General features: G+C 69.1%; 14 protein-coding genes. 7 read left to right on the forward strand and 7 right to left on the reverse strand.

Annotated elements, in window-relative coordinates:
- The first annotated feature begins 106 nt into the window (after positions 1-106).
- Positions 107-460: a DUF3302 domain-containing protein gene (locus tag BLR75_RS14150; RefSeq protein WP_084315418.1), complete on the forward strand. Its 354-nt coding sequence runs from the start codon at positions 107-109 to the stop codon at positions 458-460.
- A gap of 1 nt (position 461) precedes the next feature.
- Entirely contained in the window at positions 462-1,421 is a 960-nt protein-coding gene (locus tag BLR75_RS14155; protein WP_084315420.1) for an HlyD family secretion protein, read from the forward strand.
- A gap of 20 nt (positions 1,422-1,441) precedes the next feature.
- Here the strand turns inward: BLR75_RS14155 and BLR75_RS14160 are convergent, their stop codons facing one another.
- The 7 genes from BLR75_RS14160 to BLR75_RS14190 form a co-directional block, all read right to left on the reverse strand.
- Positions 1,442-1,981, reverse strand: a complete 540-nt coding sequence (locus BLR75_RS14160) for a PqiC family protein (RefSeq protein WP_084315422.1) — start codon at positions 1,979-1,981, stop codon at positions 1,442-1,444.
- A gap of 24 nt (positions 1,982-2,005) precedes the next feature.
- The gene (locus tag BLR75_RS14165; RefSeq protein WP_084315424.1) at positions 2,006-3,646 is read right to left on the reverse strand and encodes a PqiB family protein; all 1,641 of its coding nucleotides are present in this window, start codon (positions 3,644-3,646) and stop codon (positions 2,006-2,008) included.
- Positions 3,627-4,262, reverse strand: coding sequence for a paraquat-inducible protein A (locus BLR75_RS14170; RefSeq protein ID WP_084315426.1), 636 nt, complete (start codon positions 4,260-4,262; stop codon positions 3,627-3,629). The genes BLR75_RS14165 and BLR75_RS14170 overlap by 20 nt, the downstream gene beginning before the upstream one ends.
- Entirely contained in the window at positions 4,259-4,855 is a 597-nt protein-coding gene (locus tag BLR75_RS14175; protein WP_084315428.1) for a paraquat-inducible protein A, read from the reverse strand. The genes BLR75_RS14170 and BLR75_RS14175 overlap by 4 nt, the downstream gene beginning before the upstream one ends.
- 108 nt (positions 4,856-4,963) lie before the next feature.
- The gene (locus tag BLR75_RS14180; RefSeq protein WP_084315430.1) at positions 4,964-5,470 is read right to left on the reverse strand and encodes a DUF3015 domain-containing protein; all 507 of its coding nucleotides are present in this window, start codon (positions 5,468-5,470) and stop codon (positions 4,964-4,966) included.
- A 142-nt stretch (positions 5,471-5,612) separates the two neighbouring features.
- A complete protein-coding gene (aspT, locus tag BLR75_RS14185) occupies positions 5,613-7,298 on the reverse strand; it encodes an aspartate-alanine antiporter (RefSeq protein WP_084315432.1) in 1,686 nt (561 codons plus the stop codon).
- Positions 7,295-8,926 carry a mechanosensitive ion channel family protein gene (locus BLR75_RS14190; protein ID WP_084315433.1) on the reverse strand — a complete coding sequence of 544 codons (1,632 nt, stop codon included), beginning with the start codon at positions 8,924-8,926 and terminating at the stop codon, positions 7,295-7,297. The genes aspT and BLR75_RS14190 overlap by 4 nt, the downstream gene beginning before the upstream one ends.
- A 289-nt stretch (positions 8,927-9,215) precedes the next feature.
- Between BLR75_RS14190 and BLR75_RS14195 the strand changes: the two genes are divergently transcribed.
- Genes BLR75_RS14195 through BLR75_RS14215 form a run of 5 tightly spaced genes read left to right on the forward strand, consistent with a single transcriptional unit; the run spans position 9,216 to position 26,309 of the window.
- Entirely contained in the window at positions 9,216-20,564 is an 11,349-nt protein-coding gene (locus BLR75_RS14195; RefSeq protein WP_084315435.1) for a VCBS domain-containing protein, read from the forward strand.
- Positions 20,565-20,578: 14 nt separating this feature from the next.
- Positions 20,579-22,129, forward strand: a complete 1,551-nt coding sequence (locus BLR75_RS14200; protein WP_084315436.1) for a TolC family protein — start codon at positions 20,579-20,581, stop codon at positions 22,127-22,129.
- Complete coding sequence (locus BLR75_RS14205) at positions 22,110-22,883, forward strand: efflux RND transporter periplasmic adaptor subunit (RefSeq protein ID WP_084315438.1); 774 nt, start codon at positions 22,110-22,112, stop codon at positions 22,881-22,883. Before BLR75_RS14200 ends, BLR75_RS14205 begins: the two co-directional genes overlap by 20 nt.
- Positions 22,870-24,213: an efflux RND transporter periplasmic adaptor subunit gene (locus BLR75_RS14210; RefSeq protein WP_084315440.1), complete on the forward strand. Its 1,344-nt coding sequence runs from the start codon at positions 22,870-22,872 to the stop codon at positions 24,211-24,213. The genes BLR75_RS14205 and BLR75_RS14210 overlap by 14 nt, the downstream gene beginning before the upstream one ends.
- A complete protein-coding gene (locus BLR75_RS14215; protein ID WP_084315442.1) occupies positions 24,213-26,309 on the forward strand; it encodes an HlyD family secretion protein in 2,097 nt (698 codons plus the stop codon). The genes BLR75_RS14210 and BLR75_RS14215 overlap by 1 nt, the downstream gene beginning before the upstream one ends.
- Positions 26,310-26,403: the final 94 nt, after the last annotated feature.

The following is a 26,403-nucleotide window of genomic DNA, read 5'->3' on the forward strand; positions in this document are numbered from 1 at the left end:
CCGAAAATCCTCCGGCCCCGGCAACGGTGCGCGGCCGGATTGCACGCCGAATACGTCGAGAGGGTGCCCACCTTTTCGTCCTGGTCAGTGCCAGAAGGAGAAACCGATGCTGAACTACGTCGCCCTGGGAATCCTGATCGCCGTCGCGCTGATCCTCTTCTACGGCATCATCGCCATCCACGACATCCCCTACGAAATCGCCAGGGAGCGCAATCATCCGCACCAGGACGCCATCCACGTGGCCGGCTGGGTCAGCCTGTTCACCCTGCACGCCATCTGGCCGTTCCTGTGGATCTGGGCGACGCTCTACCGCGAGGACCGCGGCTGGGGCATGGGCGGCCCGGCGAGCGACGCGCCCCCCGCCATGGAGCAGGAGCTGGCCGCGCTGAAGGCCGAACTGCTGGAACTCAAGCGCACGCTCGGCGGCGCCGACCGGCATACCGGCGAGGGAGGCCACTGACATGGAAACCCTGCTGCTGCTGACCTACACCGCCATCTGCGTCGCCGTCTTCAAGCTGTTCAGGATTCCGAAGAACAAGTGGACCGTGCCCACCGCCGCCCTGGGCGGCGTCGTCCTGGTGGGCTGCCTGGTGTTCTTCATGAACTACAACCACCCCTACTCCGAGGTGGCCCGCAGCTACTTCATCAGCACGCCCATCTCGCCCAACGTCAGCGGCCAGGTGATCGAGGTGCCGGTGGAGCGCGACCGCGCGGTGAAGAAAGGCGACGTGCTGTTCCGCCTCGACCCGACGCCCTTCGAGAGCAGGGTCAAGTCCCTGGAGGCGCAACTGGTCTCGGCCAGGGCCGACCTCCATCGCGCCTCCACGCTGGTGCAGCGCAACGTCGGCAACCGCCGCGACCTCGACCAGGCCACCGCCCAGGTCAACGCCATCGAGGCGCAACTGATCGGCGCCCGCTACGACCTGTCCAGCACCACGGTACGCGCCCCGGCCGACGGCATCGTCTCCCAGCTGATCCTGCGCCCCGGCGTGCGCGCGACGCGTTTCGCCACCCGGCCGTCCATGGTTTTCATTCCCAACGAGGACTACTTCTACGTGGCCTGGATGCGGCAGAACAGCCAGCTGCGCCTGAAGGCCGGCGACGCCGCCGAGATCGCCTTCGACGGCCTGCCCGGCCAGGTGTTCCAGGCCAGCGTGCGGCGCGTGCTGCCGGTGATCGGCGAAGGCCAGATCCAGCCGGGCGGCAACCTGATCAGCTTCAGCCAGTCACCGCCAGCAGGGCGCGTGCCGGTGATCCTCGACATCACCGACGCGGCCTTCGAGCCGTACCGCGCCACCCTGCCCGGCGGCTCCTTCGGCCAGGCGGCGGTCTATAGCGAACACGCCGAGGAACTGGCGGTGATGCGCAAGATCCTGCTGCGCATGTCGTCCTGGCTGAACTACATCTACCCGTTCCACTGACCCCGCGCCGACCGCTCCGGTCAGGGGCAGTTGCTCGCGCCGCTGGCATTGGCCCGGGCAATCAGTTCCGCCAGCTTGCGCAGGTTGACTTGGTGGGCGTTGACCAGGGCCTCGACGCTGTTGGCCGCCGGCGTCTGCAGGCTGCTGCGGCAGGCCAGCGCCCTGGCCGCCCCCGCCCGCTGCAGGCGCCAGTTGGCGTCGAGCAGGGCGTACTGGCCGGGGACCGAGTCGAAACGCTGGACGTCCACGCGCAACGACGCCGTCGCGTTGCCGTTGGCGGGCGCGCCCAGCTGGTCCTCCAGGGCATTGCGGAACTCGTCGACGAGGCTGGCGCCCCACCACTCGGTTTCGAGAATGGCCAGGCCGCTGCCGCCCTGGCGGATCACGATCTGCGCGCGGTCGACCTGCGGCGGCATCGACACCCGTTCCACGCGGACGTTGCCGCTGACGGGGCTTCCCGGCTGCTTGGGGACCAGGGTGTGGTAATGGATGGGCGCGCTGCTGCAGCCCCAGATTGCAGGGAACAGTCCGGCCAGGAGCAGCATGGGCAGCTTCGGCATCTGAATTCTCTCCTTTGTCCAGGATCAGGGCTGCAGGTTGTTGGCGTCGGCGGCTTTCGGGCGGCCGCGGATCAGCGATTCGGGATGGCGGCCCAGATAGTCGGACAGGTCGCGCAGCGAACGCGACATGCGGTCCAGCTCATCCAGCGTGTCGCCGAGTTTTTCCCGCTGCGGCGAATCCTCGGCCAGCGCCGAGTTGGCCGTCTGCAGGGTCGTCCGCACCTCCGCCAGGGTATTGGTCACGCCAGGCAGCGTCTGGCTGTTGAACTGCTTCATGCTCTTCTGCAGCTCACGCAGGTTGCCATCCAGGTTGTTGGCGATCCGTTCGAGCGGCAGCTTGCGGATGCGCTCGACGACTTCCTGCAGCTGCTCCTCCAGCTTGGCCAGGCTGCCCGGAATGGTGGGGACGTTGATCGGCCGCGCGGTGTTGTCGAAGGCCACGGGCTTCGCGTCGGGATAGAAGTCCAGCGAGATGTACAGCTGCCCGGTAAGCAGGTTGCCGCTGCGCGCCTGCGCCCGCAGGCCGTGTTCGACGAAGCTGCCGATCAGCCGGCTGACGCTGGCATCGTCGTCCGGGGAATGGTCGCGCGCCGCGAGCAGCTTCCGATGCACCGGCCCCAGCCGCTGCGGGTGGACCACCGCATCAACCATGACCGGGAAACTCTGCTGCTGCTCGTCGTAATCCAGCCATACCGCCGTGACCTTGCCGAACTCGACCCCCATGAATTCCACCGGCGCGCCGACGGCCAGCCCGCGCATCGACTGGTCGAAACGCAGGCGCAGGTGCTGTGCCCTGCCGGAAGGCGGCGCCAGGGCCGTCTCGCGGTCGGCGAACAACTCGAACACCTGCTTGTCGGCCGCCAGCGGGCTCTCGACGGGCCGTTGCGGAGCACCGAAGGCCAGGCCGCCGACCAGCAGCGACGACAGCGACTCGGTATTGACCTTCACGCCATTGGCGCCGACGTCGACATCGATGCCGCTGGCATTCCAGAAGCGCGTGTCCTGGGTCACGAAGGCGTCGTTGGGAGCATCGACGAAGATGCCGATCTCGACGCCCTTGCCATCGGGCCTGAGCGCATAGGAAACCACCTGGCCCACGGGAATCTTGCGGTAATAGATGTTCGAACCGATGTCCAGCGAGCCCAGGTCGTCGGCCTGCAGGACGAAGTTCTTGCCCTTCTCGCCATAGGTGATCGGCGGCGGCGCCTCCAGGCCGGTGAAGCGTTTGGCCGGCGTCTTCGATTCGCCGGCATCGGCGCCGATGAAGTTGCCCGACAGCAGGGTATCCACGCCGGTGACGCCGCCGGCGCCGATGCGCGGCTTGACCACCCAGAACTGCGCGCTCTCGGTGGCGAAGGACTCGGCTTCCTTGTGCAGCTTCACCGTGGCGATCACGCTCTTCCGGTCCTTGGCCAGTTCGACTTCCTCCACCTCGCCGATCACCACGCTGCGGTACTTCACCTGGGTCTTGTGGGCGACCAGCCCTTCGCCGGTCTTGAACGAGATCTCGATGGTGGGCCCCTGCTGCATCCAGCTGCGCACGATCAGGGACGCGCCGATCAGCAGCGCGACGATGGGCACTATCCACACCAGCGAGACGTTCCAGCGCCGCGTGCGAACCTCGGCGCTGCCTGGCGAGGCCTGTTCAGGGGTGTCGTGGTCCATCGGTCGGTTCTCCATCGTCCCAGATAAGCCTTGGGTCGAAACTCATGGCGGAAAGCATGGTGAGTACCACCACCAGGCCGAAGAACAGGATGCCGGCGCGCGGCTCGATGGTACCCAGCCCGCGCAACTGCACCAGGGCGGCGACCAGCGCCACCACCATCACGTCGAGCATCGACCAGTAGCCGATCAGCTCGACGAAGCGGAACAGCTTCGAGCGCTGCGGGCGGGCCCAGGCGCTGTGGCGCTGGGCGGTGACCAGCAGCATGCCCATGGAGAGGAACTTGATCGCCGGCACGCCGATGCTGGCGATGAAGATGATCAGGGCGATATCCCACGCCCCGCTCTCCCAGAACTCCACCACCCCGCCGCCGATGGTGCTGTCGATGCCCTGCCCGAGCATCTCGGTGCGCATCACCGGCAGCAGGTTGGCGGGGACATAGAAGATCAGCGCGGCGACCAGGTAGGCCCAGGCGCGGGTGATGGCGTCGCTCTTGCGCGGATGCAGCGGCGCGCCGCAGCGCTCGCACTGGTGGGCGTTGCGGCGCACGTCGCAGGCCATTCCGCAGCCATGGCAGAGGCACAGCTTCAGCTCGGCGGCGAGCGGCGGCGTGCTCATACCTGCCCCCACAGGTCGCGGATGTCCTTGCCGGCGATGGAGATGATCAGCACGCTCAGCGCCGCCATGGCGACCAGCCCGATGCCGGGGATCACGTCCAGCAGGCCGGCCAGCTTGATCACCGCCACCATGGTGCCCAGCAGGCAGACTTCGAGCATGCTCCAGGGCCGCAGGGCTTCGAGCCAGCGCATGCAGAAGGCGAAACCCGGCGCGCGCCGGGCGCCGAGGGCGAACGTCAGGACCCAGATCAGCAGCGCCACCTGCAGGCAGGGCGCGAGGATGATCGAGAGGGCCATGACCAGCGCGATGATGGTGATGCTGCCGCTGCCGAGGATCAGCACCGCATCCCAGAGCGTCGCCGAATTGCTCAGCCCCTGCATGCTGATGGACATCACCGGATAGCTGTTGGCGAAGGCCAGCAGCAGGGCGCCGGTCACGCTCAGGGCCAGGCGCTGCTGCACGGACAGCGCGTTGTGCCGCTGCAGCACGCCGCCGCAGCGCACGCACAGGGCGCGCTGGTGGCGCTGCAACGGCTCACGCCGGTAAACCGCGTCGCAGTATTCGCAGATGATCAGCTCGCCGGGGCTGCTCATGCCGGTCTCCCTTCGGGTTGCCGGCCGGCCGTCGGACCGCAGCCGGCGACTGCCCCTTTCCGGCGCAAACAAAATGCCCTCGGCAGAGGGCATTCGTTCGCCTGGACGTCAGGACTGCTGACGGACATATCGCGCCAGTATCGAGTCCTTCTCCATCACCGCCAGCGTGTTGCGGTAGACCTCCTCGCCGGTGGCGTCCTTGCTGGCGAAGATGTCGCCGAAGTGCTGCCGGGTGACCTGGGCGAAATGGGCACGGTCGCCCGCCTCCACGCCCAGCAGGGTGGCGTAGGCATCCAGCGCCTCGCCCTGCCCCTTGGCCATGTCCTCGGCGATGCTGTCGAGCATGCCGTTCATGGCGAAGATCGAGCGGCCGCCATAGCCGAGCACGGCATCGGAGTTGCACCCGTTGGTCCCGGAGGTCAGGCCGAAGGTGGCGTTGCCCGAGGTGCCGTTGGTAGTGGTCGCCAGCAGGTGCGGGAACAGTCCGCGCTGGCCTTCGAACACCATGTTGCCCCATCCGCAGCCGTTGCCGCCCGCCTGTGCCGCGTGGGCCATCACGCTGGCGGCACTCAGGAGCCCGACCAGTACACCCTTGACGATCAGTTCGTTTCTCATGCGCTTCGTTCCTTGCTTTCTCGCTGTTTTCGCGCGCGATTGCCGTACGACACCCCTGCTGAACGACACGCGAGCCCCGTGGAACACTCTAGATCAGGCTTTCCGGTCTTACGAAATCCTCCCTTCCTGTAGTCGACGGAATTCAACCCGCCACGAACACGATGATCGGACCGCAGACCGCCAGCAGGACGTTGGAGATGGCGTAGCAGACGGTGAAGCCGATCACCGGCGTGTTGCTGCCGGACTGCTCGATGATCTTGTTCATCGAGGCGGCCTCGGTCTGCGCTCCCGCCAGCGCGCCGAACAGGATCATCGGATGCAGGCGCAGCACGTAGCGGCCGAAATAGAGCGCCACCAGCGGCGGCAGCAGGGTCACCACCACGCCCGAGATCAGCAGCGCCACGCCCTGCTCCTGCATGGCGTCGATGGCCGCCGGCCCGGCGAGCAGCCCGACCACCGCGCCGAACGCGGTCAGCCCGAACTCGGAGAAGGCCCACTGCGCCGCCGGCGGCAGGGCGCCGATCTCCGGGTGGCGGGAATTGAGCCAGCCGATCAGCAGCCCCACCAGCAGCACACCGCCGCCCACGCCCAGCTCGATGGGAATCATGCCCACGTGGGTCGACAGCATGCCGACCAGCGCCCCCAGCACCATGCCCAGGCTGTGCACGGCGATGTCGCTCTTGTAGCTGCGTTCGCGGATGCGCCCCAGCTGCGCCGCCAGCGCCTCGACGCTGGCGGTGCGCCCGGTCAGGGAGATCACGTCGCCGCGCCGCAGCACCGTGTTGGGCAGCAGCGGCAGTTCGAGACCCTGGCGGGTGATGGTCTGGATGAAGCAGCCCATCCGTTCGCTGCCGACCAGGCGCGCCTTGATCTCGTGGATGGTCCTGCCGGCCAGTTCGGCGGCAGTCAGCACCACGTCCGCCTTGCGGGTCGGGAAGGACAGCGATTCCGGGTGATCCATCTCCGGGCCGATCCACTCGGCCAGCTCGCCCACCGCCTCGCGCAGCGCATAGACCCCGGCGATGTCACCCGTCTGCAGCAACAGCGCGGGATCGCGCGGCAGTACCTGGCCGCCCCGCACCACGCGCTCGACGCTCAGCGCCGGATGCAGCCGCTCGATGTCGGCGATGGTCGCGCCGGCGGCGGCATCCGCCGCGACCCGGTGCGAACGCACCACGATGCGCGTGTAGGGGATGCTGATGGCGTCCTCGTTGATGGCGATGCCCAGTTCCAGCTCCAGCTCGCGCGCCGAGGTGCGCAGGTCCACGCCCAGCAGCCGGGGCGCGATGCTGCCGACGAAGACGATCAGGCCGATGGTGCCGAACAGGTAGGTGATGGCGTAGGCGACGGCCATGTGACTGTTGAGCTGGGCCTTGGCGGCATCGTCCAGGGGGAGCTGGGCGATGGCGCTGCTCGCCGTGCCCATGATCGCCGTGTCGGTCAGCGCGCCGGCGCCCAGGCCGGCGGTGAGCCCGGCGTCGAACTGGTAGATCGCGTTCATCAGCAGGATGGCGCCGAGCGCGGTGGCGCACAGCACCACCGAGAACAGCACCAGCTTGAGGGTGCCGCGGTTCAGGCTGCCGAAGAACTCCGGGCCGCTCTTGAAGCCCACGGCGTAGATGAACAGCACGAAGAACACCGACTTCAGCTCATGGGGCACGTCCAGGCCGATCTGGCCGATGAGCAGGCCCATCAGCAGCGCGCCGGCGACCGAACCGAGGTGGAAGCTGCCCAGCCGGACCCGGCCGATCAGCACGCCCAGCGCTATCGCCAGGAACACCGCGATCTCCGGGTTGGAGCGCAGCGCGCCGAGGACGAAATCGATCATTGCCGCTCCTCCCCGGGGTCGGGTCGTTTCGCCGGCTCGGTGAACCAGCGCTCCCTCGGCACCCACTTCTCCTGCTCCGGATCGCCCAGGTAATGCGGCGACATGATCTGCACGCCATGCTCGTTGAACACGTCCTGGATGTTGGCGTGCAGCATGCTCAGCAGCTCGGCGCGCGGCCGCGGCTCGCTCGGCACCGCCTGCGCCACCAGCCGGTACTCGGGGTAGAAATCCGACAGCGCGGTCTGGAACACCTGCGGCCTGGGATTCTCCAGCACGCCGGGCGTGCGGCGCGCCGCTTCCAGCAGCATGGCCTCGACCTGCCGCCACGGCGTGTCGTAGCCGATGGTCACCACGGTATCCACCACATAGCCCATGCCCTGCACCACGCGGGAGTAGTTCTTGGTCACCGACCCGGTGATCGTCGAGTTGGGGATGGTCAGCACTTCGCCCAGGCCGGTGCGGATGCTGGTGGTGAACATGCCCACCTCGGTGACCGTGCCTTCGTGTTCGCCGATGCGCACGAACTCCCCGGGGCGCAGGGTGCGGGTATAGGTGAGGATCAATCCCGCCGCGGCCTGCCCCACCACGCTGGATGCGCCGAGGGAAATCATCAGCCCGATCAGCACCGACAGCCCCTTGAAGGCGGCGGTCCCGGCGCCGGGCAGGTAGGGATAGGCCATGGCCAGGGCGAACAGCCAGATCGCCAGCGACGTCAGCCGCGTGGTGGGTTGCAGGGTCTCGTGGTTGAGCCAGCTGACGATGCCGGGACGCGAAAGGCGCTCCAGCAGCCGCCGGCTGAACGCGCTGGCGCCCCGGGCGATGAAGAAGATCAGCACGGCGATCACCAGCCCCGGAATGGCGCCGACTACCGCGTCGAGCAGATAGCGCGCCAGCGCCAGCAGGTACTGGTCGAGGCTTTCGCCCCACGGCCGGGTGTAGGGGAAGCGCTGCAGGACGAAGCTCAGCCACTCGTAGCTGAGCAGCAGCACCAGCAGCCAGTAGACCAGGCCCAGGATTCCCCGCAGCAGGGGGAACAGGTTGCCGATATCGACCAGCGGCGTATGGCCCACCCGCAGCGCACCGGTGTGCCTGCGCATGAGTCCGGGCAGCCAGGACAGGGCTTTCCGGCGGGCTAAGGAAATGCCGCGCAACAGTGCGAGGTAGAGCAGCGTGGCGGCGACGGAGAGACCGCCCGCGATCAGCAGGAAGCGCAGGCTGCGCGCCTGCTCCGCCTCCGTCACCACCTGGCGCAGGCGCTGGGCCGCGTCCTCGGCCGCCTGGCGCACCGAGCTGTCCGTCGGGGCGAGATCCCTCGGCGAAACGATGAACGCCCGGCGGTCACCGAGCAGCACCAGGTAGCTGTCCTGGATCGGGTCGATGCGGACCGCCGTTTCCTCCGCGCCGTCGAGCATCTCGCGGATCACTGCCTGCGCACGCGCGGCGCGGGCCTCGGGTGATTCGCCGAGTACGGTTGCGCGGAAAACCATGACGCCGCGATTGGCGATCTTCAGTTCGGCGGAGGTCTGCGTGGGCGCCACGGCCTCTTCCGCCGCGTTCGCCAGGGCGGAACATGCCGCCAGCAGCACGCAGAGCGCGACCCCGATCCACCCGCCAATCCCTTTCCCCATGGTCCACACTCCAGCCAGGTCTCATCGTTGGTCCGGCATACCCGGCCAACCGGATTCCGTGTCCCGGCATTTGCAGCCTAGACCAGTTTTTCGGGTCGATGGATGACACATCAATAGCCGAAAAACGAAGGAAAAGTGACAAACGTCGTCGATAAAACGCGTTCATGGCGTCCGTTCGTCCGTGGTGCGTAGCGCGTCTGGCGAGAGGGTCTAAGGTTGCCTGAACGGATTGACCAACCGGACGGTTTTACGTCTTCGATGACACCGATTGGCGGAAGGGAATGAGCATATGCCGCGCGTGAATGTTTTCGCTCCGGCCAGCCACGCGCTGGCGCTGGAGCCCCGCATCCTCTTCGATGGCGCAGCTGCGGCAGCCGCCGACCAGCAGCACAACGACCCGGGCCACGCGCCCGCCCCGGCCGATCGCCCGGCACCCGTAGCCGAACCCTCCAATTCCGCCAGTGCGCCCGCTCCCGCGCCCTCGGCCGCGCGCCACCTGCTGGTGCTGGACAGCCGCGTGGAAAACCGCGAGCGGCTCACCGCCGACCTGCCGGCCGACGTCAGGGCCGTGGTGGTGAACACCACCGAGGATGGCCTGGCGGCGATTTCCGCCGCGCTGGCCGAGCTGGGCAAGGTCGATTCGATCCAGATCTTCTCCCACGGCGGCGCCGGGCAGTTCACCCTCGGCAATCGCACCCTGACCGCGAGCAACCTCGACCAGGCCGCCGGCATCCTCGACGGCTGGCGCGCCGCGCTGAACGCCGGGGCGGACATCCAGCTCTACGGCTGCGACATCGGCGCCGGCACGGCGGGCCAGAAGCTGGTGAACGAACTGGCGCTGCGCACCGGCGCCGACGTCGGCGCCTCCAGCAACGACACCGGCTCCCGCGCGGCCGGCGGCGACTGGAACCTGGAAGTCCGCAGCGGCCTCATCGACCGGCCGATCGCCCTCAGCGCCGATGCCCTCGCCACCTTCGACGGCCTGCTGGCCGATGCCGGGCCGACCACCGCCCTGCCCGTCACCGCCCAGGACGTGCTGCTCGGCGACCAGTTCAGCTTCACCGTGGACTTCACCAACGTCTCGACCCAGCCCGGCTTCGCCCCCTTCGTCACGCTGTTCATGCCCGCCACCGGCAAGGACGGCGACGACGGCGTGACCTTCATCTCGGCCAACTACCTCGGGCAGAACCTGGTCAGCCACGTGGTCACCTTCGACGCCAACGGCCAGGCCATCCACCCGCTGGCCGAGGATGCCAACGGCAACCCGCTGGTGATCGATGCCGCCGACTTCGGCATGCGCGCCGGCGACCAGATGGTGGTGGTCGAACTGCCGTTCGCCAGCGTGACCCAGGACCAGCCGGTGATTTCCGTGCAGATCACCGCCAGCCTGAGCAACCTGGCCGACACCAGCTTCTCCGACGGCGCGCCGGACCTGACCATCCAGGTCAGGGGCGGCTTCGAGTTCGGCAACGACGCCCTCGACAATCCCACCCAGGACCCCAGCCTGGTCGAGGCCGTGACCCACTCCTTCATCGTCCACCCGACGGTGATCACCGCGACCCAGACGGTCAACGCTCCCGAGGGCGAAACCACCACCGGGCCGAACTACGGCCGCACCCTGACCACCACCGTCACCCCGGCGAACGGCCAGACCCTGACCAACGTGGTGGTCACCCAGCCGCTGCCGGGCAACATCCAGGTCACCGCGATAACGCCCGGCGCCGGCGGCGTCCTGACCTCCATCACCCTCGCCGACGGCCGGGTGGTCACCAACCCGGCCGAGATCAACCTGCTGATCGCCGCCGACGACGTGTTCATCAGCCAGTTCACCGTCCAGTACGCCACCCTCAGCGGCCCCACCGACACCCTGGTGCAGTTCTACGTGCCGGATGCCGATTCCAGCGGCCAGCAGATCCTCGATCCGGTCACCGGCGCACCGGTCACCATCACCATCGACGCGCCCACCGCCAGCGGCCAGTGGGTGCCGCTGGACCCGCGCGATGTCGTCCCGCCGGATACCAGCATCGACTTCAGCGCCACCGGCGAGGACACCAGCTTCGTCGCCAAGTCGATCACCCTGCGCAAGACCGCGACCCTGCAGGTGGACGTCGGCCACGTCGGCATCAGCATCGGCGACACCCTGAACTACCGGCTGGACATGGCGGTATCCGACTTCTTCGCCTACGGCAGCGACTTCTTCGGCGACGGCGAACTGGTGGTGCGCGACCTGATCGGCGACGGCCAGACCCTGACCGGCACGCCGACCCTCACCGTGACCCTGGCCGGCGTCACCCGGAACATCGCCCTGGTCACCAGCGTGGTGACCAATGCGGACGGCACCACCTCGGTCGAGTTCGACATCGCCCAGTCGCTGCGCAATGCCTTCTTCGGCATTCGCGGCTGGTTCAACGGCGACCTGGCCTTCGATGAAACCCGCGACGGCGCCGCCACCGCAGTGATCAGCTACAGCACGGTGATCGCCCAGAGCTACACGCCGCCCTCCGGCGCGCCGCACAGCGAGATCAACGAGGGCGACAGCGTCGGCAACTCGGTGGAGGTCAGCGGCACCATTCTCGAAGACCTGTTCAACCTCACCGGCGCCTCGCAGACCGACGATTCCAGCAGCACCACGACCATTCCCACCAGCACCGTCGACATCCAGCTGGTCGAGGTCAACAACGGCACGCCGCCGCCCAGCGGCGAGCTGCGCCCCGGCGACCTGGTGACCTTCCGCCTGTCCTACGACCTGGTCACCGGCGACTACGAGCAGTACCGGCTCACCGCCTACCTGCCGTTGCCGCTGTTCGATGTCACCGGCCTCACCTGGACCATCGGCGACGGCTCCGGCCAGTGGCAGATCGGCCCCGGCAACAGCAACCTCGGCCCGCTGGTCAGCGTCACCAGCGGCGCCGGCAACTCGGTGGTGTTCGACTTCGGCAGCTTCACCACCGCCGACATCGACGGCAGCCGCATCGTCGTCGAATTCACCCTGCGCGTCGGCGACCAGCCGTTCGCCGACCAGCGCTCGCTGGACGTGCTGGCGCAGTCGACCCAGCAGACCACCCTCACCGACCAGACGCTGATTTCCTCGGATGTCGCCGTCATCGTCTCCGTCGCCGAACCGGTGCTGAACATCCGCCATGGCGTGGTATCCACCAGCCACGGCACGGTGACCGGCACCACCGGCAGCTGGAGCGCGCCGGGCACCGCCGGCGTGCCCTTCAGCGGCAGCGTCACCGAACTCAACGCGGTGAACGGCGACGTCAGCGGCATCGACGGCGGCGACCTGCTGCGCCTGGCCACCGCCATCGAGAACAGCGGCGGCGGCGGCGCCTTCGACGTGGTCACCAGCATCACCCTGCCGCCGGGCCTGAGCTTCGTCGGCGGCAGCCTGGCCGCCGCCAACCTGCAGATCTACCGCGGCGACGGCACGCTCATGGTGGCCGGCGTGGACTATGCGGTGACGGGCAACACCATCACCTTCCTCGACGCCAACAATACCGCCAGCCTGCTCGCCGGCCGCGCCGGCACGGCGGCCGACGCCAGCGGCGCCAACATGGTGGTGATCGTCTACGACGTGCGGGTGGACAACGCCATCGCCGCCGCGCGCACCCTGCAGAGCAGCGCGGTCCTCAGCAACTACGCCAGCGTCGACAACGGCACCGACTTCACCCCCACCGACCTGCAGGAACTCGCCAACCAGCAGGTGGCCTCGCCGGAAGTGCGCAAGGTGTTCGCCGGCGGCACCCTCGACAATGGCGATTCCAGCGCCACCCACACCACCGGCGCCGATCTGGTGGTGGGCGAGAGCATGGTCTTCGACATCGTCGTCACCCTGCCCGAAGGCACCACCCAGACCCTGCGCCTGGACGACCTGATCCCGCCCGGCCTGCGCCTCGACCCGGCATTCAACGGCGGCCTCGGCTACCAGCTGATCACCACCGTCGCCGGCAGCGGCGCCCTCACCGGCAACTTCGCCGGCACCGTCACGGTGGGCAGCTTCGCCGCGCTGACCGGCGCCCTCGGCGACGACGGCGGCGACGTGCGCCTGACCTTCAGCGTCTCCAGCGCCAACGCCGACAACAACCTCGGCAACAACAGCTTCGTCATCCGCGTGCAACTGGTCGCCAGCAACGTGCTCGGCAACCAGGCCGGCACGGTGCTGCAGAACAACGCGCAGACACTCTTCAGCGATCCCGACGGCGATACGCCGAACGGCACCGTGGCGCTGGAGCGCACGGTGACCCTGACCGGCGGCCAGCCGACGGTGTTCATCCGCGAACCCACCCTGCAGATCAGCCAGCAGCTGGTAACGGTGCCCGACTTCAACGGTTTCGATCAGGGCGACCCGGTGGAATTCACCATCACCATCGCCAACGGCACCGCGGGCACCGACTTCAATGCCTTCGACATCAGCTTCGCCGATGTCCTGCCCCCCGAACTGGACAACCTGCAGTTCACCGTCACCTACCTGAACGGCGCCAGCAACAACGGCGGCGCGGACTTCGAGCTGGTCGGCGGGCAGCTGCGCAGCGTGGCCGGCGCCAACATCGACATCGTTCGCGGCGGCAGCATCGTGATCCGCGTGACCGGCGTGGTGAACGCCACCGCGGCCGCCGAATCGACCTTCGACAACGTGGCGACGGTGCTCTGGACCAGCCTCGACGGCAACGTCGGCGGCGATGTCGATCCGGCCGGCGAACGCACCGGCGCCGACGGCCTGCTGAACAGCGGCGTGCTCAACGACTACCAGCGCAATTCCACCCTGCTCATCCCGGTCAACCAGGCCATGCAGTTGTCGCGCGTCGGCGGCCTTCCGGACACCCCGGCGCCGACGCCCGACACCCGCGCCCCGAGCGAGCAGGTGACCATCGGCGAAGTGATCCGCTACCGCCTGGCGGTGCTGGTGCCCGAGGGCGACAACCCCAACTACCAGTTGCAGGTCGTGCTGGAAAACGGCCTGCAGTTCATCGACCCCGGCGCCAACAACCTGCGCATCGCGCTGATTTCCAACAATGGCGGGCTGACCAGCGACGCCCTCCTCGCCCTCACCGGCGGCCTGCAGATCGAAGGCAACGAAACCAATGCCGAGGCCCGTCCCATCACCGCCGACCTGAGCGGAGCCGCGCCGGTGGCGCTGCTCAACCCGGCACGCGTCACGGTGGTCACCAATCCCGATGGCAGCCAGACGGTGACCTTCGACCTCGGCAACCTGGTCAACGCCAACGACGACGTCGACCTCGAAGGCATAGTGCTGGAATTCAACGTGCGCGTGCTCAACCAGGCGGGCAACGTCGCCGGCGCCACTCTCGACGTCCAGGCCCACGAGTTCGTCGATGGCGTCGCCCGCTCCAGCAGCGACATCCGCACGGAATCCATCGTCGAGCCGAGCTTCGACGGCCTGGACAAGCAGGTCGTCAACTTCGATCCCAACCCGGCCGGCAGCACCGGCACCGCCACGGTGCAGATCGACTTCACCCAGAACGGCGGCCTGCCGGCCTTCGACACGCACCTGACGGACAGCTTCCCCGGCGGCAGCGACTACACCCTGGTCAGCCTGCAGATCGGCGGCACTACCTTCGGCCCCGGCAACCTGCCGCCCGGCGTCACCTTCAGCAACGCCGGCGGCATCACCCTGGACTTCGCGCAGATCGACCCGGGCACGCAGATTCGGGTCGTCTACCAGGTCACGGTGCCGAACGACGCCGCCATCGCCAACAGCAACGCCGTGCTGACCTGGACCAGCCTGCCGGAAGACTTCAGCGCATTCGGCGGTTCCAGCGTCGGTATCGACGGCCAGCCCGACGGCGAACGCACCGGTAGCGAGGCCGGCCCCAACACCTACATCCTCCGCGAAGGCGCCGGCCTCGGCATCATCGCCGGCACCCTGTGGAACGACACCGGCTCGGCCACCGGCAGCGCCGTCCCGGACGGCCCCGGCCTGCCCGGGCAGACCGTGACCCTGACCTGGGCCGGCGCCGACGGCGACCTCGCCACCAGCGCCGACAACCTGGTGTTCAGCACCGTCACCGACCTCGACGGCCAGTACCGCTTCGGCGTGCTGCCGGCGGGCATCTTCCGCATCGACGCGCCGGCCGGAACCATCAGCTATCCGCAGCCGCTCGGCGACCTGCGCGTACGCATCGACACCGACACCGCCAGCCCGCTCGGGCAGGTCGTCGTGACCCTCGGCGAAGGCGCCACCGGTGCCGCCGACGCCGGCTACGTGGAACAGAACGACGCGCCGGTGAACACCCTGCCCGGCACCCAGAACGGCCTGGAGGACGTGCCGCTGCCGATCGCCGGCATCTCGGTGGCCGACATCGACGCCAACCGCGATCCGAACGCCGCCGACCGCACCCTGCAGGTCACCCTCACGGTGCAGAACGGCACCCTCTCGCTGTCGGCTACGCCGCCCGGCGTCACCGTCAGCGGGGCGAACAGCGCCAGCCTGACCCTCACCGGCAACCTCGCCGATCTCAACGCCGCGCTGGCCAACCTGGTCTACCTCGGCAACCTCGATTTCAACGGCCTCGACACCCTCACGGTGCGCACCAGCGACCTGGGCAACTTCGGCGACGCCGACGGCGACGGCATCCCCGGCGAGAACCCCGAGGACGCGCTGGTCGACCAGGACAGCCTGCAGATCGTCCTGGCGCCGGTGAACGACCCGCCGATCGCCAACCCCGACCTGGCCGACGCCGTGGAAGCCGGCGGCACCTTCAACAACGTTCCGGGCGTCAACCCGCGCGGCAACCTGCTGAACAACGACACCGACGTCGACATCGCCACCAACGCCGACGTGCTGCGAGTGGTCTCCATGGGCCTGAGCGGGCAGCCGCCGACCGCCATCCTCGGCGCCGGCGCCACCGTGGTGAACGGCACCTTCGGCCACCTGCTGGTGAGCGCCAACGGCGGCTACGAGTACGTGCTGCACAACGACGATCCGCGGGTGCAGGCGCTGCGCCTGTCCGGCGAAACCCTGGTCGAGGAATTCACCTACACCATTTCCGACCTCGGCGGGCTGCAGTCCAGCTCCACCCTGACCGTCACCATCCACGGCGCCAACGACACCCCGGTGGGCGTCGACGACGAAGGCTCCGCCACCGAGGCCGGCGGCGTGCTCAACGGCACGCCGGGCAACGATGCCATCGGCAACGTGCTGGCCAACGACACCGACGTCGACAACGGCGACGCCCGCACCGTCACCGGCATCCGCAACCTGCGCGAAACCGCGCCCGGCACGCTGATCGACGTCGCCGCCGGCACCGACAGCAGCAACGGCACCGTCATCGTCGGCACCTTCGGCACCCTGACCATCGGCGCCGACGGCAGCTACCGCTACGTGGTGGACAACGACAACACCGTGGTCCAGCGGCTGGTCGCCGGCGACACCCTGGTGGAATTCTTCAGCTACCAGGTGACCGACATCGGCGGCCTCAACGATGTCGCCCAGCTGCGCATCGTCATAAACGGCGCCAACGACAACCCGCTGGCCAGCGACGACCAGGCCGCCGCCCAGGCCGCATCGACCAACGGCAACGCCCAGGAAAGCAACCCCACCGGCAACGTCATCCTCTTCCCCAGCCGGCCGGGGCCCATCGACCAGGACGGCGGCGACGGCGTGGACCTCGACGTCGACCGCACCGACCGGCCCAGCACCCAGCTCGACGTCACCGGCATCCGCGTCGGCCAGGAAACCGCCGGCGGTGCGCTGACGGGCGTGGCCGGCGGCACCACCCAGGCCGACGGCACGGTGATCGTCGGCCAGTTCGGCACCCTGCGCATCGGCGCCGACGGCTCGTTCTTCTACGACGTGGACAGCACCAACCCCGCTGTCCAGGGCCTGGGGCCGGGCGAAACACTGGACGAATTCTTCACCTACGAGATCACCGACACCGCCGGCCTCACCGACCAGGCGCAGCTGCACATCATCGTGCGCGGCGTCAACGACCCGCCGGTGGCGCAGAACGTGGTGGCCATCGCCAGGGAAAGCGGCGGAGTGGCCAACGGCACGCCGGGCATCGACCCGACCGGCGACGCCACCGCCAATTCCTTCGATCCGGACGGCGATCCGCTGACCGTCACCCTGATCCGCGCCGGCGCCGAAGGGGATGCCGGCACGGCCGTTCCGGTGGACCCGGCGGGCACCCAGGTGATCGGCCTCTATGGCACCCTGACCATCCGCCCGGACGGCACCTTCAGCTACGTGGTGGACAACACCGATCCGCAAGTCCAGGCGCTGCGCGAAGCCGGCGACCTGCTGATCGAACGCTTCACCTACACCATTTCCGATGGCGTCGCACCGGCTCCCGAAACGGACACCGGCGAGATCGTCGTGGTCATCCTCGGCCAGAACGACAACCCGGTCGCCGTCGACGATGCCGCCACCGCGGTGGAATCCGGCGGAGTGAACAACGGCCAGGCCGGCGTCGATCCGATCGGCAACGTGCTGGTCAACGACACCGACGTGGACGGCGGCGAGATTCCCGCCGACCCGATCGACTACGGCGAGACCCAGGCGGTTTCCACGGTACGTACCGGCGCCGAAGCTGGCAGCGGCGCCGCCGGCACCCTCGGCAGCGAACTGCGCGGCATCTACGGCTGGCTGACGCTCAACGCCGACGGCAGCTACAGCTACCGGCTGGACAACGCCATGGCCGAAGTCCAGGCCCTGCGCGGCAGCGCCAACACCCTGGTCGACCTGTTCAGCTACACGGTGATCGACAGCGCCGGTGCCGAGGACCGCGCCACCCTGAACATCACCATCCAGGGCGCCAACGACGCGCCGGTGGCGAACGACGACGTCGCCCTCGCCATCGAGGCCGGCGGCGCGAACAACGCCACGCCGGGCGTCAACCCGAGCGGCAACGTGCTCGGCAATGACACCGACGTGGATGCCTTCGGCGAAAGCCTGAGCGTGATCTCGCTGAGCCAGGGCGCCAGCACCGGCACCGTCGGCACGGCCTTCGCCGGCACCTACGGCACCCTCACGCTGAACGCCGACGGCAGCTACAGCTACGTGCTGGACAACGCCAACCCGGCGGTGCAGGCACTGCGCAGCGCCATCGACACCCTCACGGAAAGCTTCACCTACGGCATCCGCGACCTGGCCGGGGCGACCAGTTCCGCCGTGCTCAGCATCGTCATCTCGGGCCGCAACGACAATCCGGTCGCGGTGGACGACACGGCCATCGCCGTCGAGGCCGGCGGCACTTTCAACGCCATACCCGGCATCGACCCCAGCGGCAACCTGCTGACCAACGACACCGACGTGGACGCCAACGACGGCAAGGTGCTCACCGGCATTCGCGCGGATGGCGCCGGGGTGCCCGGCGGCTTCACGCCGGTCACCGGCAGCCAGACCATAGTCGGCCAGTTCGGCACCCTCACAGTGTCGGCCGACGGCAGCTACAGCTATCGGGTGGACAACACCCTGGCCTCCGTGCAGGCGCTCAAGCTCGGCGACAGCGTCACGGAGGTGTTCAGCTACAGCATGCGCGATTCGCTCGGCGCCACCGACACCGCGCAGTTCACCATCCAGATTCGCGGCGCCTACGACACGCCGGTCGCCATCGACGACATCGCCTTCGCGGTTGCCGACAACGGCGGCGGCAATGCCTTCAACCCGCTTGGCAACGTCCTGCTCAACGACACCGACGTCGATCTCGGCGACCAGAAGACCGGCACCGCCGCCCGGTCGGGCGGCATCCTGGTGGGCGCCCCCTTCGAGCCGATCCCGCTGGGCACCACCAATGCCGACGGTGCGGTGCTGGTCGGCCGCTACGGCACCCTGGTGATAGGCGCGAATGGCACCTACGCCTACTTCGTCGATTCCGACAACCCGGAAGTCCTGGCCCTCGCGCCATTGCAGTTCGTCGAGGACATCTTCACCTACCAGGTGACCGACCGTGGCGACCTGAGCGCCCAGGCCCAGCTGCGCATCTTCGTCTTCGGCCGCAACGACGCGCCCACCGCCAACCCCGACCAGGGCAACGCCATCGAGGCCGGCGGCCTGAACAACGCGGTGCCGGGCATCAACCCGGTCGGCAACGTGCTGGCCAACGACACCGACCTGGAAAGCGACCCGTTGACGGTGCTGGGCGTGCGCACCGGCGGCGCGGGCGATGCCGGCACCGCCGGCAGCCTGGGCACGGCGCTGCGCGGAACCTGGGGCAACCTCACGCTGAATGCCGACGGCAGCTGGAGCTACGTGCTCGACAACAGCCTGCCCGAGGTGCAGGCGCTGCGCCTCGCCAACCAGACCCTGAGCGACACCTTCACCTACACGATCGCCGACCGCTTCGGCCGCCAGTCCAGCTCGCAGCTGGTGATCGTCATCGGCGGCGCCAACGACACCCCCATCGCCCGGGACGACAGCGGCGTCGCCATCGAGGCCGGCGGCGTGAACAACGGGACGCCGGGCCAGCCCGCCAGCGGCAACGTGCTGGCCAACGACAGCGACGTGGATTCCGTCGCCAACGGCGAGACCAGGCGGGTGCTCGATGTCCGCACCGGTGCCGGCCAGACCGCCGGCGCGGGACAGGCGCTGAAGGGACTCTACGGCACGCTGGTGCTGAACGCCGACGGCAGCTACCTCTATGTGCTGGACAACGCCAACCCCACCGTGCAGGCGCTGCGCAGCGCCGGCGAGACGCTCAGCGAAGCGTTCACCTACACCATGGCCGATACCGCCGGCGCGACCTCCGTGGCACGCCTGACCATCACCATCCAGGGCGCCAACGACAACCCGCTGGCGCAGAACGACAGCAACCTCGCCAGCGACCAGACCCCGGCGCCGCAGACCAGCGGCAACGTGCTGCCCAACGACGGCGACATCGACAACGGCGATGCCCTGCAGGTGGTCGGCATCCGCACCGGCGCCGAGGCAGGCAGCGGCACCGCCGGCACGGTCGGGCAGCCGCTGGCCGGCCGCTACGGCACGCTGATCCTCAACGCCGACGGCAGCTACACCTACGTCATCGACCTGACCAATCCCGAAGTGCTGGCCGCCGCCGGGCTCGGCCAGGTGCTGCAGGATGTCTTCACCTACACCATCGCCGACCTCGCCGGCGCCACCGACCAGGCCGAACTGGTCATCACCCTGGACATCGCCGCGCCCTTCATCCCGGCGCCGGGCAACCCGCCGATGTTCAGCCAGCGCGGCGACAGCGCCTTCATCCACCTGCCGCTGCCGGATATCGACCCGGCGGTGTTCGTCGGCCCGGTGGTGGAGCGCGAGGCCAGGCTGCTCGAACTCTCCACCTGGGGCGCCAGCGGCGGCAACCTGCGCCTGGGCCTGCCGGAGGAAATCCGCAGCGAATCCATCGGCGCCGGCCTCGGCGTGGTGGAGGGCCAGTTCGTCGCCGAACAGGTCGCCAGGAGCCGCCTGGACAGCAACCTCGACCTGGCCTGGGTGCTCGGCCGGCAGGGCCGCGTGGGCCTGAGCGCCGATGGCCTGCTCAGCGATCCGTCGGTCTTCGCCAGCGACGCCGCCAGCCTGACCCGCGGCCCGGCGCAGTCCGAAGCGCCGCCGCAGGCGAGCACCGCCCCCGGCTTCAGCACCCAGCTGCGCGCCGCCGCGCAGCGCCTGCACCCCGGCTGGCTGGCGCGTAACGAATCCCAACAGGAACCCTGACTGCAAAGGTGACTATGGCCAGATATGCCCTTTCTCTCATCGGCGTCTCCGTCGCTTCCGCGCTGCTGCTCGGTGCCTGCACCTCACTGGACCCGAAGCCCTACACGGAAGAGGAAAAGCGTCATCGGCTCCTCCTCGACCAGGCGAGCATGTATTCCGAGCAGGAACCGGTGAGCACGCCGATCACCTTCTACGAGGCGGCGGCGCGCGCACTGAAATACAACCTCGACTATCGCCTCAAGCTGATGGAGAGCGCGCTGGCGGCCAACCTCAAGGACGTGACCAGCCACGAGATGCTGCCGCGGCTGGTGGCCTCGGCCGGCTACGCCGGGCGCAACAACGATTCCGGCGGCACCTCCATCGGCATCGAGGACCGCCAGGAATCCCTGCGCGCGTCCACCTCCGAGGAGCGCTACCGCGAGCTGTACAGCCTCGGCCTGAGCTGGAGCCTGCTCGACTTCGGCGTGGCCTACTATCGCAACCAGCAGCGTACCGACGAGATCCAGATGGCCGAGGAACGCCGCCGCAAGGTGGCGCAGAACGTCCTGCAGGACGTGCGCAACGCCTACTGGCGCGCGCTCGGCGCACAGAAGCTGTTGCCCGAGGTGGACAACCTGCTGCTGCGCACCCACCACGCGCTCACCGCCGCCCGCCAGGCCGAGGACCAGGGCCTGCTGCCGCGCCAGGAAATCCTCGCCTACCAGCGCGCCCTGCTGGATTCGGTGTACCTGCTCACCGTGCGCCGCCAGGACCTGGAATTCGCCCAGGCCGAGCTCTCGGCGCTGATGTCTCTGCCGCCGGGCTCGCGGATGGTCCTCGCCGACACCTCCGAACCGCCGCTGCCGCTGCTCAAGCCGGACATGGATCGGCTGGAACAGCTGTCGCTGGAAAACCGTCCGGAGATCATGGAGGAGTGGTACCGCAAGCGCGTTTCCGCCAACGACCTGAAGATCGCCAAGGCCCAGGTATGGCCGAACCTGACCCTGAGCTACGGCTTCCAGTACGACTCCAACAAGTTCCTCTACAACAGCGACTGGTGGGAAACCGGCGTGCAGGTGTCGATGAACCTGCTGCGCCTGGCGCAGCTGCCGGCCCTGAACGCCGCCCAGGAATCCCAGGAGAAGACCGACGATGCCCGCCGCGTCGCGCTGTCCATGGCGATCCTCACCCAGGTGCGGGTCGGCGCCCTGCGCTACCAGCTGGCGCGCCAGGAGGTGGAGTTCACCGACGAGAGCCTGCGTGTCGACGAGAGCCTGCTGAGCTATGCCAAGGCGGCGAAGAGCACCACCATCGGCTCCGAACTGGAGCTGATCCGCGCCGAGGGCCGCTACCTGCTGTCGCGCTACCAGCGCGAGGCGGCCTACTCCAGCGCCCAGGCGGCCTGGGGCCGGCTGTACAACTCGATCGGCCTGGACGTGCTGCCGGCAGAGATCGACAAGCACGACATCAAGAGCCTGGCCCGGGAGATCGAACGCACCCTCTCCGCCCAGGAAGGTCGCAACCTGCTCGCCAGCAACCAGGAAACCAGCAACCAGGGAATGGCCAATGCCTCATACCAGCCGTAGGTTCGTGATGTTGCCGCTGTTGCTGTCCCTCGCCACCCTGGCCGCCCAGGCCGAAGAACCCGCCCTCCCCGGCCGCGGGCTGGAAGAGCCGGGCGCCATCCGCGTACTGCTGGCGGCGGGGCTGGAAACCACCCTGTCGAGCCAGATGAACGGCACCCTCGGCGAGCTGCGCACCGCCCTCGGCCAGACGGTGAAGGACAAGGCCCTGCTCGCCGAGCTGGATTGCACCGAGGCGCAGGCCCGCGCGCGGGTCGCCGACGCCGAGCTGACCATGGCGCGGCAGAACCTCGAAGCCAAGCGCAACCTGCGCAAGCTCGACGCGGTGGGCGACCTGGAAGTGGCGATGGCCACCACCGAGGTGCGCAAGACCGAGGGCGCGCGCGCCCTGGCCCAGGCCCAGGCGAGCTACTGCAAGGTGCAGGCGCCGTTCGCCGGACGGGTCGCCAAGGTCTACGTGAAGCCCTACCAGACGGTGAACGCCGGCACCCCGCTGTTCGACCTGGTCAGCAACGGCGCGCTCAAGGTGCGACTCAACGTGCCGTCGCGCCTGCTGCCGCACCTGCAGGTCGGGCAGGCGCTGGAGGTCAGCATCCACGAGACCGGCAGGAGCTACCCGGCGCACATCAGCGCGATCAACTCGCGGGTCGACGCGGTGGCGCAGACCGTCGAGCTGGAGGCGAAGCTGGACGCCGAGCATCCCGAACTGATCGCCGGCATGACCGGCACCGCGCGGTTCCCCGATGACCGTCAGTGAACCCTCGCCCGGCGTCCAGTTCCTGGCCGGACTGGCGGCGCTGCGCGACCGCGCGCTGGAAGCCGACTCGCTGCAGGCGCTGGCCTTCTGCATGGCCAACGACCTCTACCCGCTGCTGCGCTTCCACCAGGCGCTGGTGTTCGCCCGCCGTGGCGAGGCGCTGGATTTGCTGTGCGTGTCCGGGCTGTCGCGGCCGACCGAGGATTCGCCCTACCTGGTCTGGCTGAAGCGCGCCAGCCGCTGGCTGGAGACGCAGCTCGCGGGCGACGGGCCGCAATGGCTGGCGCGGGAAAACCTCGAACCGCCGGCGGAAATCGCCGACGGCTGGGCCGAGTGGTGGCCGGCCGGCGTCTGCTGCGTGCCGCTGCAGGCGCGCGATGGCCAGCGCCTCGGCGTGCTGCTGTTCCTCCTCGACGAGCCGCCGGCCGAAGCCCTGCAGCAGCAGCTCGGCGGCATCTGGCGCACCTACGCCTACTGCTGGGAAGCGCTGGCGCACAAGCGCCGCCTGCGCTTCTGGCCGAGCCGCAAGCAGACCCTGCTGGTGCTGGCCGCCGCCCTGCTGGTGCTGCTGGTCCCGGTGCGGCAGACCGCCCTCGCCCCGGCCGAGATCGTCTCGCTGCAGGCGCAGGTGGTCAGCTCACCCATCGACGGGGTGATCGAGCACATGCTGGTGCGGCCGAACCAGGCGGTGCAGGCCGGCACGCCGCTGTTCGAGCTGGACCAGACCACCCTGCGCAACCGCGCCGAGGTGCTCGGCAGCGAAGTGGCGGTGGCCGACGCCGAGCTGCTCGCCGCCAGCCAGCGCGCCTTCGACAACCCGCAGAGCCGCAACGAGCTGACCCTGCTCGCCAGCCGCGCCGAACAGCGCCGCGCCGAACTGGCGGCGGTGCGCGCGCAGCTGCAGCGCAGCCGGGTGCTGTCGCCGCGGGACGGCGTGGCGGTGTACAGCGACCCCAACGACTGGCTGGGCAAGCCGGTGGTCACCGGCGAACGCATCATGCAGGTGGCCGACCCGGCGCGGCCGGCGATGCGCATCCAGCTCGCGGTGGCCGACGCCATCGCCCTGGAACCCGGCGCCGAGGTCACCCTGTTCCTCACCGCCTACCCGCTGCAGCCGCTCCGCGGCAAGGTGCTGGAAACCAGCTACCAGGCGCGCCCCAGCGACGAGGGCGTGGCCTCCTACCGCCTGCTGGCGAGCGTCGAGGAACACCCCGCCCACGCCCGCCTCGGCCTGCACGGCACCGCCAAGCTGTACGGCGAGCGGGTGCTGCTCGGCTACTACCTGCTGCGCCGGCCGCTGGCCAGCCTGCGCGCCTGGACGGGCTGGTGATGGACGACGGCCTCGATGTGCCGCTGCCGCCACTGCGCGAGGACCTGCGCCTCGGCGAGGCCGCGCCCGGCGCCAGCGGCGAACCGGTATGGGTGATCCAGGACAGCGTGCTCAACCGCTTCTACCGCATCGGCTGGCTGGAGTTCGAATGCCTGCTGCGCTGGGGCCAGCCGGCCCGGCGCATCTGCGAGCAGATCGGCGCGCAGACCGCGCTCAAGCCGGAGCCCGAACAGGTGCTGGAGTTCTGCGCCTTCCTCGACCGCCACCAGTTGCTGCGCCCCGGCCCGGAAGCGACCGACCGCCTGCGCCAGCGCGACCAGGGCAACGCCTGGCTGAGCTGGCGCTGGTGGCTGCACCACTACCTGTTCTTCCGCATCCCGCTGGTGCGCCCGCAGCGCTTCCTCGGCGTCCTGGCGCGCAGCCTGGACTGGCTGTTCCGGCCGTTCTTCGCGGTGCTGGTGGTGGCGCTCGGCGTGCTCGGCATCGTCCTCGTCCTGCACCAGTGGGACACCTTCAGCCACGACGTGGTCGAGTCCTTCTCCACCGAGGGCCTGCTCAGCTTCGCCCTCGCCCTGGCGGTGGCGAAGACCCTCCACGAACTCGGCCACGCGCTGGTCGCCACGCGGCTCGGGCTGCGCGTGGCGCACATGGGCATCGCCTTCGTGGTGATGTGGCCGATGCTCTACACCGACACCGGAGAAAGCTGGAAGCTGCGCAGCTCGCGGCAACGCCTGGCGATCGCCGCCGCCGGCATCCTCACCGAACTGGCGCTGGCCGGCCTCGCCGCCCTCGGCTGGGCACTGAGCGATCCCGGCGCCCTGCGCAACGCCCTGCTCTACCTGGCGACCACCAGCTGGGTGCTGTCGCTGGCGCTGAACGCCAGCCCTTTCATGCGCTTCGACGGCTACTTCATCCTCTCCGACCTGCTCGACTTCCCCAACCTGCACGAACGCTCCTCGGCGCTGGCCCGGGTCGCCATCCGCCGCGGCCTGCTCGGTTTGCGGGAGGGCTGGCCGGAGGAACAGCCGACCGAGCGCCGGCGCCTGCTGATCGGCTTCGCCATCGCCACCTGGGTCTACCGCCTGGTGCTGTTCCTCGGCATCGCCGTGGCGGTCTACCTGTTCTTCTTCAAGCTGCTGGGAATCTTCCTGTTCGCCGTGGAAATCGCCTGGTTCATCGCCTTGCCGGTGCTGCGCGAACTGCGCTATTGGTTGAACGCCCGCGCCGACATCCCGAGCAGCCGTCGACGGCTGTTCTGGGGCGTGCTGGCGCTGCTCCTGCTGCTGCTCGCCCTGCCCTGGCGCACCCAGGTGGCCGCCGTCGGCGTGGCGCGGGCGGAGCAGCAGTTCCGCGTGTTCTCGCCCTATCCGGCGCTGCTGCAGCGCATCCACCCGGCCGGCCGGGTACAGGCCGGCGAGCGGCTGGTGGTGCTCGACGAACCGGACATCGCCCTCAAGGTGCGCGGCTCCGAGGCCGGCGTCAGCGGCTACCAGGCGCGCCTGGCCGGACTGATGGCCGACCCGACCGGGCTGGCCGAACAGATCGCCACCCGGCAGAAGCTGCGGGTGCAGGAGGAAGAGGCGCGGGCCTCGCGCTCGGAGATGGCGCGGCTGAACCTGCAGGCGCCGTTCGCCGGAATCTGGCAGGACCTGCCGCCGGACTGGCAGCCCGGGCAGTGGGTCGGCAGCCGCGAGCCGCTGGGCATCCTCGTCGACCCCAGCCGCTGGCAGGTGGACGCCTACGTCAAGCAGGACGAAATCCACCGCCTGCAGACCGGCAGCGGCGTGCGCTTCTATCCCGACGGCCAGCCGCTGGCGCTGCCCGGCAAGGTCATCGCCATCGGCACCACCCGCATCGCCCGCCTGGAACACCCCATGCTCGCCGCCCGCCACGGCGGCCCGCTGAACACCAATGGCGAGGACCGCGAACTGATCCCCAATCCGCCGCTGTTCCATGTGCTGGTCCAGCTCGACGCCCCGCCGCCCTCCCTGCGCGAAACCCGCGGGCACCTGCAGATCGAGGGCGCACGGCGCAGCCTGCTGGGTGAAGGCCTGACCCGGCTGGCCGCGGTGGCACTGCGCGAGAGCGGGTTCTGAACGCAGTCCCTGCAGGAGCCAGCTTGCTGGCGAACCAAGTTCTCCCCTCAACGCCGGAATGGCCGGTGAGCGCGATGATCGCGAGCAAGCTCGC

This window comes from Pseudomonas jinjuensis (assembly GCF_900103845.1).
Lineage (GTDB): Bacteria > Pseudomonadota > Gammaproteobacteria > Pseudomonadales > Pseudomonadaceae > Pseudomonas > Pseudomonas jinjuensis.